Here is a 14970-nt window from a genome sequence, read left to right as displayed (position 1 = left end):
ACCGTGCGGATCTAAACCAGACTTCGAGAAAGACTCACAGACTCATGGCGAACTACACCGCCGCCGACGTCAAGAAGCTCCGTGAGCTGACCGGCGCCGGCATGATGGACTGCAAGAAGGCGCTGGACGAGGCCGAGGGCAACGTCGAGAAGGCCGTCGAGGCGCTGCGCATCAAGGGCCAGAAGGGCGTCGCCAAGCGCGAGGGCCGCTCCGCCGAGAACGGCGCCGTGGTCTCCATCATCGCCGACGACAACTCCTCCGGTGTCCTGGTCGAGCTGAAGTGCGAGACGGACTTCGTCGCCAAGGGCGAGAAGTTCCAGGCCGTGGCCAAGGCCATCGCCGAGCACGTCGCCAAGACGAACCCGGCCGACATCGAGGCCCTGCTGGCCTCCGAGATCGAGCCCGGCAAGACCGTCCAGGCGTTCGTGGACGAGGCCAACGCCAACCTCGGCGAGAAGATCGTCCTGGACCGCTTCGCGCAGTTCTCCGACGGCTACGTCTCCGCCTACATGCACCGCACCATGCCCGACCTGCCCCCGCAGATCGGTGTCCTGGTCGAGTTCGACAAGCCGAACGCCGAGGTCGCCAAGGGCGTCGCGCAGCACATCGCCGCCTTCGCGCCGAAGTACCTGGCCAAGGAGGACGTGCCGGCGGACGTCGTCGAGTCCGAGCGCCGCATCGCCGAGGAGACCACCCGCGCCGAGGGCAAGCCCGAGGCCGCGATCGCCAAGATCGTCGAGGGTCGCCTGAACGGCTTCTTCAAGGACGCCACGCTGCTCGGCCAGCCGTACGCGCTGGACAACAAGAAGTCGGTCCAGAAGGTTCTGGACGAGGCCGGTGTCACCCTGAAGCGCTTCTCGCGCATCAAGGTCGGCATCTGAGTCCGTACCGCGATCGACGCGCGGCCCCCGGCGGAATTCCGTGAGGAAATCCCGATAGGGTCGACCGCAGTCGTCCGTCCTCATCGCCACACCCCGGCGTGCGGCGGACGGCAGCAGATCTGACGAGGAGGCCATTGCCGCGTATGGGAGCGAAAAGCGACCCCATCGGCAATGGCCTTCTTCGTATGTGCAACACGTGAAAGAGGCGGGATCCCCCATGACCACCAAGGCCCAGAAGAGCGACGACGGCAAAGTACGCGGCCGGTTTCTGCTGAAGCTGTCCGGAGAGGCCTTCTCCGGCGGCGGGGGCCTGGGCGTCGACCCGGACGTGGTGCACAAGATCGCCCGTGAGATCGCGGCCGTCGTGCGCGACGGTGCCCAGATCGCGGTCGTCATCGGCGGCGGCAACTTCTTCCGCGGCGCCGAACTCCAGCAGCGCGGCATGGACCGCGCCCGCTCCGACTACATGGGCATGCTCGGCACCGTGATGAACTGCCTCGCCCTCCAGGACTTCCTGGAGAAGGAGGGCATCCAGTCCCGCGTGCAGACCGCCATCACCATGGGCCAGGTCGCCGAGCCGTACATCCCGCTGCGCGCCGTGCGCCACCTGGAGAAGGGCCGCGTGGTCATCTTCGGCGCCGGTATGGGCATGCCCTACTTCTCCACCGACACCACCGCCGCCCAGCGCGCCCTGGAGATCGACGCCGAGGCGCTGCTCATGGGCAAGAACGGCGTGGACGGGGTCTACGACTCCGACCCCAAGACCAACCCCGACGCCGTCAAGTTCGACGCGCTCGGCTACGGCGAGGTCATCACCCGGGATCTGAAGGTCGCCGACGCCACCGCCATCACGCTGTGCCGTGACAACAGGCTCCCGATCCTCGTCTTCGAGCTTCTCGCGGAGGGCAATATCGCCCGCGCGGTCAAGGGTGAGAAGATCGGCACGCTGGTGGGGGACCAGGGCAGCCGGGACTGACCCGGGATCAACCCGGCCGGTGATGTGCGGCCCTGTGAGGGGACCGGACCCCGGCCGGGGGATGGACAATGTCCTGCCGGTCGGGAACCGTGCAGGAAGAAGACGCGACGCAGCCGGCCGCCGACCGACCCAGGAACCGCAGCCGGGCCTTACTCAAGACACGCAGGAGCAAGTGGTGATCGAAGAGACCCTCCTCGAAGCCGAGGAGAAGATGGAGAAGGCCGTCGTGGTCGCCAAGGAGGACTTCGCCGCGATCCGCACCGGCCGTGCGCACCCGGCGATGTTCAACAAGATCGTGGCCGACTACTACGGTGCCCCGACGCCGATCAACCAGCTGGCCTCGTTCTCCGTGCCGGAGCCGCGCATGGCGGTCGTGACCCCGTTCGACAAGAGCGCGCTGCGCAACATCGAGCAGGCGATCCGCGACTCCGACCTGGGCGTCAACCCCAGCAACGACGGCAACATCATCCGGGTGGTGTTCCCCGAGCTGACCGAGGAGCGCCGCCGCGAGTACATCAAGGTCGCCAAGGGCAAGGGCGAGGACGCGAAGGTCTCCATCCGCTCGGTGCGCCGCAAGGCCAAGGACGCCATCGACAAGCTCGTCAAGGACGGCGAGATCGGTGAGGACGAGGGCCGCCGTGCGGAGAAGGACCTCGACGACCTGACGGCGAAGTACGTCGCCCAGGTGGACGAGCTCCTGAAGCACAAGGAAGCGGAGCTGCTCGAAGTCTGATGAGCGACTCTTCCTGGGGGGCGCCGCCACCGGCGGGGCAGACCGGCCACTGGGGGTCCACCGTGGGTGGGCCCCTCCAGGAGGCTGCCCCGGCGGGTCCCACGTACGATGCGCCTGAGGCGCAGCAGACTCGCCCCATGCCCATCGTGCCCGACGGCCCCGCGTACGGCGGAGACCAGGACGACGACCGGGGGGCCGCTCGGCTGAGCGGCCCCCTGTTCCGAGACGAGACGTTCCAGGCCCGGGAGCTCCCGGCCGAGACCCAGAACCCGGAGCCCATGTCCGACGTCCCGCAGCCGCCGCCGGCACCGGCGCCGCAGAAGAAGAGCGCGGGCCGGGACCTGAGCGCGGCCATAGGGGTCGGCGTCGGTCTCGGTGTGGTGATCGTCGCGTCCCTGTTCGTCGTCAAGGCCGTCTTCGTCGGCGTGATAGCGATCGCCGTCGTGGTCGGGCTGTGGGAGCTGACCAGCAGGCTCAAGGAGCGCAAGGAGATCAGGGCGCCGCTCGTGCCGCTCGCGGTGGGCGGCGCGGCCATGGTCGTCGCCGGTTATGTGCGCGGTGCCGAGGGCGCGTGGGTGGCCATGGCCCTCACCGCCCTGGCCACGCTGGTCTGGCGCATGACGGAACGGCCGGAGGGCTACCTCAAGGACGTCACGGCCGGTGTCTTCGCCGCGTTCTACGTGCCCTTCCTGGCCACGTTCGTCGCGCTGATGCTCGCCGCCGACGACGGTCCCTGGCGGGTGCTGACCTTCCTGCTGCTGACGGTGGTCAGCGACACCGGCGCCTACGCGGTCGGCTGGCGCTTCGGCAAGCACAAGCTCGCCCCGCGCATCAGCCCCGGCAAGACCCGCGAGGGCCTGCTGGGCGCGGTGCTGTTCGCGATGGTGGCGGGCGCGCTGTGCATGCAGTTCCTGATCGACGGCGGAGCCTGGTGGCAGGGCCTGCTGCTGGGTCTGGCGGTCGCGGCCAGCGCCACGCTGGGCGACCTCGGCGAATCCATGATCAAGCGCGACCTGGGCATCAAGGACATGGGCACCTTGCTCCCCGGTCACGGAGGCATCATGGACCGCCTGGACTCGCTGCTGCCCACGGCCCCGGTGGTGTGGCTGCTCCTGGTGATCTTCGTCGGTTCGGCGTGACTCCGCTCTTCGCCCGCTCCGCGTGAGCGGTACGGCTTCCCGGCCCCCGTCCTGTGTCGCAGCAGGGCGGGGGCCGTCGGCGTAGCCGCGAGTCCCTGGCCCACCGGGGCCGCCGTCGGTCCGTACCCGGATGCCGCAGCAGGAACGGCGGCCCGGTGCCGGGCCCGGCAGACTCCTCACAGGACGGCGGTCGCGCCGCCGCCCGGCGCCGCAGCAGGGAGTGTGCCCGATGCCCCTCGACCCCGCCCCCGCCTCCGCGTCCGTGTGCCCGGCCCACACGTCCGTGTGCCCGGCCTCCGTCTCCACGTGCCCCTCGTCCGGTTCGGCGTCCTCCGCCACGTCCGTGCCTCTGTCCCCCGCTGCCCCTGAGCCGCCCGCCCCCGCCCCGCCCGTGCGGTTCTGGCCCGTGGACGATCTGCCCGCGCTCGACCCCGATCCGCTGCTGGACGAGTTGCTGCGCGACGAGCCGGTGACCCGGATCAGGCTCCCGTACGGCCAGGGCTGGGCCTGGCTGGTCACCCGGTACGAGGACGTCCGCTTCGTCACCTCCGACCCGCGCTTCTCCCGGGCGCGGGTCGTCGGTCGCGAGGTCACCACCATGCGCCCGGTGCCGGTCGCCTCGCAGACGGCCGGCCTGCAGTACGTCGACCCGCCCCGGCACACCCGGTTGCGCCGGGTCGTCGCCCGCGCGTTCACCGGGCGGAGCATGCGGCGGCTGCGTCCGCTCGCCGAGCGCAGGGCCGCCGAACTGCTCGACGGGATGGCCCGCGCCGGCGCCCCGGCCGACCTCATGGAGCACCTGCACGGCCCGTTCCCGCTCGCCGTGCTCCGCGACTTCCTCGGCGTGGCCGAGGAGGACCGGCAGGACTGGGCAGCGACCGGCGAGGCCCTGCTGTCGGCGGGCGCGGAGTCCGAGGAGCGCGCCCGACAGGCGGCGCGGGAGACCCGGGAACGGATCGCCGCACTGCTCCGGCGCCGCCGCGAGGAACCGCGCGAGGACCTGGCCGGGGTGCTGGCGCGGGCCGCCGCCGAGGGGGAGATCACCGACGACGAGGCAATCTCCCTCGCGATCGCCGTCCAGGTCAGCGGCGGCCACGCGGTCCGCAACAACAGCGGCTCGATGATGTACGCGCTGCTCACCCACCCCGCGCACCTGGACCGGCTGCGCCGCGAGCCGGAGCTGCTGCCCCGGGCCGTGGAGGAGCTGTTCCGCTACGTCCCGCACCGCAACGGCGTCGGCATCCCCCGGATCGCCACCGAGGACGTCGAGGTCGGCGGCCGGCTGATCCGCGCCGGTGACGTGGTCTACAACGCCTACCTGGCCGCCAACCGCGATCCCCGCGTGTTCCCCGGCCCGGACGCCCTCGACTTCGACCGGGACCACCTCGCCCACCTGGCCTTCGGCCACGGCCCGCACCACTGTCTGGCCGCCGTGATGGCCCGCATGGAGGCCGAGGTCATGATCGGCGCCGTCCTCGCCCGCTTCCCCGCCCTCCGGCTGGCCGTACCTCCCGAGGAGGTCGAGTTCCAGCGCCGGGGCCTGATCCGCGGCCCGAGGATCCTGCCGGTGACCTGGTGAGGACGGGCTCTCCGGGCCACTCCAATGGATCTGCGACACTGGATGCACCATGCCCAAGCCCGGAGAACTCACTTTCGTCGCGCCGCGCGGAGCCAAGAAGCCGCCGCGGCATCTCGCCGACCTCACGCCCGCCGAGCGCAAGGAAGCGGTGGCCGGGATCGGTGAGAAGCCGTTCCGTGCCAAGCAGCTCTCGCAGCACTACTTCGCGCGGTACGCGCACGACCCGGAGCAGTGGACCGACATCCCCGCCGGTTCGCGCGCCAAGCTCCGGGAAGCGCTGTTCCCGGAGCTGATGACCGTCGTCCGCCACCTGTCCACCGACGAGGGCGCCACCCGCAAGACGCTGTGGCGGCTGTTCGACGGCACGCTGGTCGAGTCGGTGCTGATGCGCTACCCGGACCGGGTGACCATGTGCATCAGCTCGCAGGCCGGCTGCGGCATGAACTGCCCGTTCTGCGCGACCGGGCAGGCGGGGCTGGACCGGAACCTGTCCACCGCGGAGATCGTCCACCAGATCGTGGACGGCATGCGGGCGCTGCGCGACGGCGAGGTGCCCGGGGGGCCCGCGCGGCTGTCCAACATCGTCTTCATGGGGATGGGCGAGCCGCTCGCCAACTACAACCGGGTCGTCGGGGCCATCCGGGCGCTGACCGACCCCGCCCCGGACGGGCTCGGGCTCTCCCAGCGCGGCATCACCGTCTCCACCGTCGGTCTGGTGCCGGCCATCCACCGGTTCGCCGACGAGGGCTTCAAGTGCCGGCTGGCGATCTCCCTGCACGCCCCCGACGACGAGCTGCGCGACACCCTCGTCCCCGTGAACACGCGGTGGAAGGTGCGCGAGGTGCTGGACGCGGGCTTCGAGTACACCGAGAAGTCGGGCCGCCGGCTGTCCATCGAGTACGCGCTGATCCGGGACATCAACGACCAGGCGTGGCGCGGCGACCGGCTCGGGCGGCTGCTCAAGGGCAAGCCCGTGCACGTCAACCTCATCCCGCTGAACCCCACGCCGGGCTCGAAGTGGACGGCGTCCCGGCCGGAGGACGAGAAGGCGTTCGTGGAGGCCATCGCCGCCCATGGTGTGGCCGTCACCATCCGGGACACCCGTGGTCAGGAGATCGACGGAGCCTGTGGTCAGCTCGCCGCCACCGAGCGGTAATCTGACCAGGTCCACATATCTTCATATTCCGACAGGGGAGCGCCACAGCGCTGAGAGTGCGGCAACCGGGCCGCAGACCCTCTGAACCTCGCCCAGGTCATTCTGGGTAGGAAGTTCGGTCATCACTCAAGCTGTTGCGCCCTGCCCGGGCCGCCCGCGCGGCGCTCCGGGCGGGGCCGCGTCTCTTCCTGGCCAACCCCCAGGAGGACATCCAGTGCACAACAAGACCCTCGTGGCCGTGGCGGCGGGGCTCGGCCTGCTCGCGCTGTCCGCGTGCGGTGCGACGGACTCCGGGGCGTCCTCGGACCCCAAGACCGTCACCCTCGTCAGCCACGACTCGTGGAACGTCTCCAAGAGCGTCGTCAAGGACTTCGAGAAGCGCTCCGGGTACAAGCTCCGGGTCCTCAAGGACGGCGACGCCGGGCAGGCCGTCAACAAGGCGATCCTGACCAAGGACAACCCGCAGGGCGACGTCTTCTTCGGCGTCGACAACACCCTGCTCTCCCGCGCCCTGGACAACGGACTGTTCCAGCCCTACGAACCGAAGGGCGCCGGTTCCGTCCGGCCGGAGAACCGCGTCGACCAGGACAAGCACCGCGTCATCCCCGTCGACACCGGCGACGTCTGCGTCAACTACGACAAGGCCTGGTTCAGCGCGCACAAGCTGACCCCGCCGCGGACCTTCGCCGACCTCGCCAAGCCCGCGTACAAGAACCTCCTCGTCACCGAGAACGCGGCCACCTCCTCGCCGGGCCTCGGCTTCCTGCTCGGCAGCGCCGCGGAGTTCGGCGACCAGGGCTGGCCGGAGTACTGGAAGAAGCTCAAGGCCAACGGCGTCAAGGTCGTCGACGGCTGGGAGCAGGCCTACTACCAGGAGTTCTCCGGCTCCTCGGAGGGCAAGAAGGCCGGCGGCGACCGGCCGCTGGTGGTGTCGTACGCCTCCTCCCCGCCCGCCGAGGTCATCTACGCCAAGAAGCGGCCCGCCACCGCCCCGACCGGGGTGGCGCACGGCACCTGCTTCCGGCAGACCGAGTACGCCGGGCTGCTGAGCAACGCGAAGAACCCCGAGGGCGGCAAGGCGCTCCTCGACTTCCTGCTCACCCGGGAGTTCCAGCAGGACATGCCGCTGAGCATGTTCGTGTACCCGGTCGTGGAGGGGGCCGCCGTGCCCGCCGACTTCACCGAGTACGGTCCGGCCGCCGAGCACCCCGAGACCCTGGCCCCCGACAAGATCGCCGCCAACCGCGACCAGTGGGTCTCCGCGTGGACGTCGCTCGTACTGAAGTGACCGCCAAGGCGCGCGGCCGGCGCGGGAGCGCGGCGCGGCTCGGGCTGATGGCCCTGCCCGTCGCGTTCTTCGCACTGTTCTTCGCCTGGCCCGTCGCCGCGATCGTCACCCGCGGGCTGAAGACGGACGGCGCCTGGCACCTCGGGCGGATCGCGGACGTCGTCACCCGCCCCGACATCCGGCACGTGCTGTGGTTCACCACCTGGCAGGCGCTCGCCTCCACCGCGCTCACCCTGCTGCTCGCCCTGCCCGCCGCCTACGTCTTCGCCCGCCTGGACTTCCCCGGCAGACACGTGCTGCGGGCCGTCGTCACGGTGCCGTTCGTGCTGCCGACCGTCGTCGCCGGCAGCGCCTTCCTGGCCCTGGTGGGGCGGGGCGGCCTGCTGGACGAGCTGTGGGGGGTACGGCTGGACACCACGGTGTGGGCGATCCTGCTCGCCCACGTCTTCTTCAACTACGCGGTCGTCGTCCGCACCGTCGGCGGGCTGTGGGCCCAGCTCGACCCCCGGCAGGAGGAGGCCGCGCGGATGCTGGGCGCCTCGCCGTTCACGGCCTGGCGCCGGGTCACCCTGCCGGCGCTCGGGCCCGCCGTGGCCGCCGCCGCCCTGATGGTCTTCCTGTTCACCTTCACCTCCTTCGGCGTGGTCCAGATCCTCGGCGGCCCCACCTTCTCCACCATCGAGGTGGAGATCTACCGGCAGACCTCCGAGACCTTCGACCTGGGCACGGCCGCCGTCCTCACCCTCGTCCAGTTCGCCGCCGTCGGCGCGATCCTCGCCGTGCACGCCTGGACGGTACGGCGGCGGGAGACCGCGCTGCGCCTGGTCGACGCCTCCGTCACCGCCCGCCGGCCGCGCGGGGCCGGACAGTGGGCGCTGCTCGCCGCCGTCCTCGCCACCGTCGCCCTGCTGCTGGTGCTGCCGCTCGGCGTCCTCGTTAGCCGCTCCCTCGACGCCCCCGGCTTCGGCTACTACCGGGCGCTGACCGACGCGGACGGCGGTACGTTCCTGGTGGCGCCCGTGCAGGCGGTGTGGACCTCGCTCCAGTACGCCGTCGCCGCCACCGTCATCGCCGTGGTGATCGGCGGCCTCGCCGCCGCCGCGCTGGCCCGCCGGGACGCCGGACGGCTGGTACGGGGCTTCGACGCGCTGCTGATGCTGCCGCTCGGCGTGTCCGCCGTCACCGTCGGCTTCGGCTTCCTGATCGCCCTCGACGAACCGCCGCTGAACCTGCGCCAGTCCTGGATCCTGGTGCCGCTCGCCCAGGCCCTCGTCGGCGCCCCTTTCGTCGTCCGCACCATGCTGCCCGTGCTGCGCGCGGTGGACGGACGCCTCAGGGAGGCCGCCGCCGTGCTCGGGGCCTCGCCCTGGCGGGTGTGGCGGGAGGTGGACCTGCCGCTGGTGCGGCGGGCGCTGCTGGTCGCGGCCGGCTTCGCGTTCGCCGTGTCGCTCGGCGAGTTCGGGGCGACCGTGTTCATCGCCCGGCCCGACAACCCCACGCTGCCGGTCGCCGTGGCCCGGCTGCTCGGCCGCCCCGGCGATCTCAACTACGGCCAGGCGATGGCCCTTTCGACCATTCTGATGGTGGTGTGCGCCGTCGCGCTGCTCGTCCTGGAGCGGCTGCGCACCGACCGGACGGGGGAGTTCTAGATGCTGCTGAGCCTGGATGCCGCGACCGTGCGCTTCGGCGGGCGGGCCGTCCTGGACCGGGTCGGCCTGGAGGTCGCCGAGCACGAGGTGGTGTGCGTGCTCGGGCCCAGCGGCAGCGGGAAGTCGACCCTGCTGCGGGTGGTCGCCGGACTGCAACCCCTGGACTCCGGGCGGGTGTCGCTCGACGGCCGGGACCAGAACGGGGTGCCCGCGCACCGGCGTGACGTCGGCCTGATGTTCCAGGACCACCAGCTCTTCCCGCAGCGGGACGTCGGCGCCAACGTGGCCTTCGGGCTGCGCATGCACGGCGTCGCCCGGCGCGAACGGGACGCCGAGGTGGGCCGGTTGCTGGACCTGGTCGGTCTGCCGGGGGCCGCCCGGCGGGCCGTGGCCGCCCTGTCCGGCGGGGAGCAGCAGCGTGTGGCCCTTGCCCGGGCGCTCGCCCCCCGGCCCCGGCTGCTGATGCTGGACGAGCCGCTCGGCCAGCTGGACCGCTCGCTGCGCGAACGCCTCGTGGTGGAACTGCGGGAGCTGTTCGGCCGGCTGGGCACGACCGTGCTCGCCGTGACCCACGACCAGGGCGAGGCGTTCGCGCTGGCCGACCGGGTGGTGGTGATGCGGGACGGGCGGATCGCGCAGTCCGGGACGCCCGTCGAGGTGTGGCAGCGGCCCGCCGACGCGTTCGTGGCCCGCTTCCTCGGCTTCGAGAACGTGGTCCCGGCGACCGTCGCGGGCACGGCCGCCGACAGCCCCTGGGGCAAACTGCCGGTGCCCGACGGCTCGGCGCAGGGCAGCCGTACGGTCCTGGTCCGCCCGGCCGGGGTCCGGCTGGTCCCCGCCGACCAGGGTTTGTCCTGCACGGTGACCGCCCGCACGTTCAAGGGCTCCCACGTGGCCGTCCACCTCCAGCCGGCGGACGGCCCGCGGCTGGAGGCGGCCTGCGCGCTGCGGGACGCGCCCGAGCCCGGCGCCCCGGTCGGCGTGGAGTTCGACGCGGCGGAAATCGTCGTACTGGACTGATCGTCCGCCATAGGGTGAGGCCATGCCCGAACTCACTCATGACCGCTACTGCGACGAAATAGCCGACCAGGTCGGCCGGTTGAGGGCCGTGGTGACCTCCGGCGCCGACCTGTCGGCGACCGTGCCGACCTGCCCCGACTGGTCGCTGGAGGACCTGCTGCGGCACGTGGGCGGCGCCCTGCGCTGGGTGGACGCCCTGGTGCGCGCCCGGGCGCGGGAGAACATCCCGGACGAGCGGGTCCCGCTGTTCGGCGGGCCGGAGCGGCGCGGGGACGCGGCGGCGCTGGACGCCTGGCTCGCGGACGCCGGGGAGCGGGTCGTCGGCGCGCTGCGCGAGGCCGGCCCGGACACCGAGGTGTGGACCTGGGCCTGGGCGCGGACCGTCGGTTTCTGGGCCCGCCGGGTGACGCACGAGATCACCGTGCACCGCGCCGACGCCACGCTCGCCGCCGGACTGCCCTACGAGGTCGCGCCGGACATCGCGGCGGACGCGCTGGACGAGTGGCTGGAGGTGGTGCGGTGGGTGCAGCGCAACGCGGCCGACGAGCGGACGCGCGAGCTGCGCGGGCCCAGCCGCTCCCTCCATCTGCACGCCACCGACGCCGACCCGGCCCTGAACGCCGAATGGCTGATCGAGCTGGGCCCGGACGGTGTGCGCTGGCGGCGCGGGCACGAGAAGGCCACGGTCGCCCTGCGCGGCCCGCTCACCTCCGTGCTGCTCGCCTTCTACCGCCGGCTGCCGCTGGACGGCCCCGGCCTGGAGGTGCTGGGCGACCGGGAGTTGCTGGAGTTCTGGCTGGAGCGGGCCACGTTCGGCTGAGGCCGGGGCCCAGCCGCGCATGCCGGTCCGGACCGCGCCCCCGAACCCTGATGTCCGGGCCCGCAGACGCGGTGGTCAGCGGCTCAGCGGCAGGGCCGACAGCGCGGCGATCGCCAGGACGAGCGGGCCGAACAGGGCCGGCAGGGCGGCGGCGCGCAGCGCGGCGGCCCCGCGCAGCAGGGCGGGGCGCGCGCCCAGGCGGAGCAGCGCGGCGGTGGTGCCCGCGCGGTACTGGCGGGCCTCCACGGCCGCGGTGAGCAGCGTGGCGAGCGTGGAGCCGCCGACGACGAGCGCGCCGAGGGCGGACAGCGGCCCGCGGGCCGGGGCCGGGCCGCCGGACAGCGCGGTCAGCGCGGCCAGGGCACACCCGGCGGACGCCACCGCGCAGACCACTCCGAGGGGACGGCCGATCCGGGCGGCCTCCGCCATCAGGCCCCGGCCGGCCAGCAGCCGCAGCGCGCCCGGCCGCCCGGCCTGGAGGAGCCTGCCGCACAGGTGGGTGAGACCGGGACCGGCCAGCACCAGGCCGGAGCCGGTGAGGAGCCAGCCGAGGAGGACGGCGAGGGCGGGGGCGGACCGGCCGGCGTAGGCCTGCGCGGCCAGCCCGGCGGTGACGAGGGCGATGCCCCAGGGCAGACCGGCGGGGGACCCGGCTTCGGGGTCCGGGACCGGCGGCTCCGGCACGTCGTCCGGCGCCGGACGGTCGCCGTCCGCCTCCAGGAGGGCGGCCGTCGCGGTACGCCCGTCCCCGGCTGCCGCGGTGCGCCCGTCTCCGTCCGTAGCGGTACGCCCGTCCCCGGCCGTCACGCCCTGGCCGGAGCCGGGTGCCGAGGGGAGCCGGGTCCCGAACCTGCCGTACGCCCCGAACGTCTCCCGTCCGGCCGGGCCGCCCAGGGCACCGAACCGGCCGAACCGCCGCGCGGCCCGGGCCGGTGGGAGGGGGTCGCGCGGCCGGAGCGCCACTGCCACCGCCGCCGTCGCCGTGACCGGGAGCAGGGTCAGCAGGGTCACGGCCGCCGGGACCGGGAGGGGGTGCCCGGCGGCCAGGAGGCCGGCCGCCGCGCCGTCGAACGGCAGGCCGGTGAGGTCGCCGCGCAGGTGCAGGAAGAACAGCAGGGCCAGCAGCGAGCCCAGGGAGCAGGACAGGGCCGTCGTCAGCGCCGAGACGGCCATGAGCCGGGCCGGGCCGAGCCCCAGGGCGGACAGGCCGGGGCGCGGCCGGGTGCCGGGGTCGGTGCGGGCCACCGCGAGCGCCAGGTACACCGTGGCGGCGAGCGGCGCCGCGCACCAGGCCAGGCGCAGCGCGGCGGCGCCGGCGGCCTCCGGGTGGGCCACGGCGCGACCGAGGCTGGACAGCAGCAGCAGGCCGGTGCCCGCCGAGGCCGCGGCCACCAGCAGGCGGCGCAGCTGGACGGCGGGCCGGGCGGCGCGGGTCAGGCGGAGAGCGAGCACGCGGCCCGGCCTTCCGCGTCGGGGACGTCCGGCAGGTGCACGGTGTGCACCCGGCGCCCGTCCAGCAGGGCCACCGTGCGGTCGGCGAGGGCGGCGGTGTCGGGGTCCTGGGTGGCGAGGACGACCGTGATGCCGTGCGAGCGGGCGGCCGTGGCCAGGGTGCGCAGCACATGGGTGCGGTCGGCGTGGTGCAGGGGCGCGGTCGGCTCGTCGGCGAACAGCACCTCGGGGCCGGGGGCGAGCGCGCGGGCGATGGCGACGCGCTGGCGCTCGGCGTGCCGCAGCGCGCGCGGGCGGCAGCGGGCCTTGTCGCCGACGTCCAGGCGCTCCAGCCACTCCAGCGCGCAGACCTTGGCCCGGCGGCGGCCGGCACCGCGCAGCATCAGCGGAAGGGCGGCGTTCTCCCAGACGTTCAGCTCGGGGACGAGGACCGGCTCGGGGTCGATCCAGCCGAAGCGTTCCCGGCGCAGCCGCTCGCGGGCGGCGGGGCCGAGGGTGTGCAGGGGGGAGCTGTTGAACCAGACCTCGCCGGAGCACACCGGCACCAGGCCGGACAGACAGCGCAGCAGGGTGGTCTTGCCGCTGCCGCGCGGTCCGCTGACGGCGACGATCTCGCCCTGGCGCACGCCGAGCGAGATCCCGGCCAGGCCGGGGGAGCCGTCGCGGTGCGTGAAGTGGAGGGAGCGTGCCCAGAGCACGTCGTTGTCCGGCGGTGCCTCCATGGCGTACACCTCGGTTCTGATCCGTTTTCCCGTGCCTGTTCCCCCATACGGGGGAACGAAGGCTGGGCCGATCGGTCACTGGCACGCTAGGCAGGTCCCGGACGGGAGCCCGGACAGCACGCGGCCCCGGGCCGCCGTTCTCACTCGAACGGACGGGCACCGGGGCCGGCTCGGTCATCCGGTCGGATGATCAGAGCTTGGTCCACGCCTCCGTGAGGGTGGCCCGCAGGATCTGCTCGATCTCGTCGAAGGTCTCCTGGGTGGAGATCAGCGGCGGGGCGAGCTGGATGACCGGGTCGCCGCGGTCGTCGGCACGGCAGTACAGGCCGTTGTCGAACAGCGCCTTGGAGAGGAAGCCGTACAGGACGCGCTCGGTCTCCTCCTCGTTGAAGGACTCCTTGGTGTTCTTGTCCTTCACCAGCTCGATGCCGTAGAAGAAGCCGTTGCCGCGGACGTCGCCGACGATCGGCAGGTCGTGCAGCTTCTGCAGGGTCTGCAGGAAGGCGCCCTCGTTGTCCAGCACGTGCTGGTTGAGGTTCTCCCGCTCGAACAGGTCGAGGTTGGCCAGGCCCACCGCGGCGGAGACCGGGTGGCCGCCGAAGGTGTAGCCGTGCAGGAAGGTGTTGTCGCCCTTGTAGAACGGCTCGGCGAGGCGGTCGGAGATGATGCAGGCGCCGATCGGGGAGTAGCCCGAGGTCATGCCCTTGGCGCAGGTGATCATGTCCGGGACGTAGCCGAACTTGTCGCAGGCGAACGTCGTGCCGAGGCGGCCGAAGGCGCAGATGACCTCGTCCGACACGAGCAGGACGTCGTACTTGTCGCAGATCTCGCGCACGCGCTGGAAGTAGCCGGGGGGCGGCGGGAAGCAGCCGCCGGCGTTCTGCACCGGCTCCAGGAAGACCGCGGCGACGGTGTCCGGGCCCTCGAAGAGGATCTGCTGCTCGATCTGGTCGGCGGCCCAGCGGCCGAAGGCGACCGGGTCGTCGCCGAACAGCGGCGCGCGGTAGATGTTGGTGTTCGGCACCTTGTGCGCGCCCGGCACCAGCGGCTCGAAGGGGGCCTTCAGGCCCGGCAGGCCGGTGATGGACAGGGCGCCCTGCGGGGTGCCGTGGTAGGCGACCGCGCGGGAGATGACCTTGTGCTTGGTGGGCTTGCCGACCAGCTTGAAGTACTGCTTGGCGAGCTTCCAGGCGGTCTCGACGGCCTCGCCGCCGCCGGTGGTGAAGAAGACCTTGTTCAGGTCGCCGGGGGCTTCGTTGGCCAGACGCTCGGCCAGCTCGACGGCCTTCGGGTGGGCGTAGGACCACACCGGGAAGAAGGCCAGCTCCTGCGCCTGCTTGGCGGCGGTCTCGGCGAGTTCCGTGCGGCCGTGACCGGCCTGGACCACGAACAGACCCGCGAGACCGTCGAGGTAGCGCTTGCCCTTGTCGTCGTAGATGTAGGTGCCCTCACCCCGGACGATGGTCGGGACGGGGGAGTTCTCGTACGAGGACATGCGGGTGAAGTGCATCCACAGGTGGTCGTACGCGGTGCGGCTGAGGTCCTTGGTGCTCAC

13 protein-coding genes are annotated in these 14970 nt (G+C 72.7%); 10 read left to right on the top strand and 3 right to left on the bottom strand.

What is annotated here, in order from left to right; all coding sequences use genetic code 11:
- Positions 1-44 precede the first annotated feature (44 nt).
- The 10 genes from tsf (at position 45) to Srubr_RS23635 (ending at position 11241) form a co-directional block, all read left to right on the top strand.
- A complete protein-coding gene (gene tsf / locus Srubr_RS23680; protein ID WP_189997596.1) occupies positions 45-881 on the top strand; it encodes a translation elongation factor Ts in 837 nt (278 codons plus the stop codon).
- Positions 882-1098: 217 nt separating this feature from the next.
- The gene (gene pyrH / locus Srubr_RS23675) at positions 1099-1857 is read left to right on the top strand and encodes a UMP kinase (protein WP_030785074.1); all 759 of its coding nucleotides are present in this window, start codon (positions 1099-1101) and stop codon (positions 1855-1857) included.
- Between the two features lie 175 nt (positions 1858-2032).
- Entirely contained in the window at positions 2033-2590 is a 558-nt protein-coding gene (gene frr, locus Srubr_RS23670; RefSeq protein WP_030785071.1) for a ribosome recycling factor, read from the top strand.
- Positions 2590-3729, top strand: a complete 1140-nt coding sequence (locus Srubr_RS23665; protein ID WP_189997595.1) for a phosphatidate cytidylyltransferase — start codon at positions 2590-2592, stop codon at positions 3727-3729. Before frr ends, Srubr_RS23665 begins: the two co-directional genes overlap by 1 nt.
- A gap of 406 nt (positions 3730-4135) precedes the next feature.
- Positions 4136-5308 carry a cytochrome P450 gene (locus Srubr_RS23660; RefSeq protein WP_308439927.1) on the top strand — a complete coding sequence of 391 codons (1173 nt, stop codon included), beginning with the start codon at positions 4136-4138 and terminating at the stop codon, positions 5306-5308.
- 49 nt (positions 5309-5357) lie between these two features.
- Positions 5358-6464 carry a dual-specificity RNA methyltransferase RlmN gene (rlmN, locus tag Srubr_RS23655; protein ID WP_189997593.1) on the top strand — a complete coding sequence of 369 codons (1107 nt, stop codon included), beginning with the start codon at positions 5358-5360 and terminating at the stop codon, positions 6462-6464.
- A 214-nt stretch (positions 6465-6678) separates the two neighbouring features.
- Positions 6679-7752 (top strand): thiamine ABC transporter substrate-binding protein, encoded by a 1074-nt coding sequence (locus Srubr_RS23650; RefSeq protein WP_189997592.1) that lies wholly within the window; start codon positions 6679-6681, stop codon positions 7750-7752.
- A gap of 47 nt (positions 7753-7799) precedes the next feature.
- A complete protein-coding gene (locus tag Srubr_RS23645; RefSeq protein ID WP_189997656.1) occupies positions 7800-9401 on the top strand; it encodes an ABC transporter permease in 1602 nt (533 codons plus the stop codon).
- Positions 9402-10421 carry an ABC transporter ATP-binding protein gene (locus Srubr_RS23640; protein ID WP_189997591.1) on the top strand — a complete coding sequence of 340 codons (1020 nt, stop codon included), beginning with the start codon at positions 9402-9404 and terminating at the stop codon, positions 10419-10421.
- 22 nt (positions 10422-10443) lie between these two features.
- Positions 10444-11241 carry a maleylpyruvate isomerase family mycothiol-dependent enzyme gene (locus Srubr_RS23635; protein ID WP_189997590.1) on the top strand — a complete coding sequence of 266 codons (798 nt, stop codon included), beginning with the start codon at positions 10444-10446 and terminating at the stop codon, positions 11239-11241.
- Positions 11242-11316: 75 nt separating this feature from the next.
- Here Srubr_RS23635 and Srubr_RS23630 read toward each other — a convergent pair whose 3' ends face one another.
- The 3 genes from Srubr_RS23630 to Srubr_RS23620 all read right to left on the bottom strand — a co-directional run bounded on the left by Srubr_RS23630 (position 11317) and on the right by Srubr_RS23620 (position 14970).
- Positions 11317-12693 carry a hypothetical protein gene (locus Srubr_RS23630; RefSeq protein ID WP_189997589.1) on the bottom strand — a complete coding sequence of 459 codons (1377 nt, stop codon included), beginning with the start codon at positions 12691-12693 and terminating at the stop codon, positions 11317-11319.
- Positions 12675-13415, bottom strand: a complete 741-nt coding sequence (locus Srubr_RS23625) for an ABC transporter ATP-binding protein (protein ID WP_189997588.1) — start codon at positions 13413-13415, stop codon at positions 12675-12677. Before Srubr_RS23625 ends, Srubr_RS23630 begins: the two co-directional genes overlap by 19 nt.
- 190 nt (positions 13416-13605) lie before the next feature.
- Positions 13606-14970: an aspartate aminotransferase family protein gene (locus tag Srubr_RS23620; protein ID WP_189997587.1), complete on the bottom strand. Its 1365-nt coding sequence runs from the start codon at positions 14968-14970 to the stop codon at positions 13606-13608.

This window comes from Streptomyces rubradiris, assembly GCF_016860525.1.
GTDB classification, from domain to species: Bacteria; Actinomycetota; Actinomycetes; order Streptomycetales; family Streptomycetaceae; genus Streptomyces; species Streptomyces rubradiris.
The sequence above is the reverse complement of the archived record's forward strand: the minus strand, read 5'-3'. Positions and strand labels throughout refer to the sequence as shown.

Bases quoted from the DNA above. Each gene is read 5' to 3' on its own strand.
- Srubr_RS23635 (WP_189997590.1), top strand. From the start codon at position 10,444: ATGCCCGAACTCACTCATGACCGCTACTGCGACGAAATAGCCGACCAG.
- tsf (WP_189997596.1), top strand. From the start codon at position 45: ATGGCGAACTACACCGCCGCCGACGTCAAGAAGCTCCGTGAGCTGACC.
- rlmN (WP_189997593.1), top strand. From the start codon at position 5,358: ATGCCCAAGCCCGGAGAACTCACTTTCGTCGCGCCGCGCGGAGCCAAG.
- Srubr_RS23665 (WP_189997595.1), top strand. From the start codon at position 2,590: ATGAGCGACTCTTCCTGGGGGGCGCCGCCACCGGCGGGGCAGACCGGC.
- Srubr_RS23640 (WP_189997591.1), top strand. From the start codon at position 9,402: ATGCTGCTGAGCCTGGATGCCGCGACCGTGCGCTTCGGCGGGCGGGCC.
- Srubr_RS23625 (WP_189997588.1), bottom strand. From the start codon at position 13,415: ATGGAGGCACCGCCGGACAACGACGTGCTCTGGGCACGCTCCCTCCAC.
- pyrH (WP_030785074.1), top strand. From the start codon at position 1,099: ATGACCACCAAGGCCCAGAAGAGCGACGACGGCAAAGTACGCGGCCGG.
- Srubr_RS23645 (WP_189997656.1), top strand. From the start codon at position 7,800: ATGGCCCTGCCCGTCGCGTTCTTCGCACTGTTCTTCGCCTGGCCCGTC.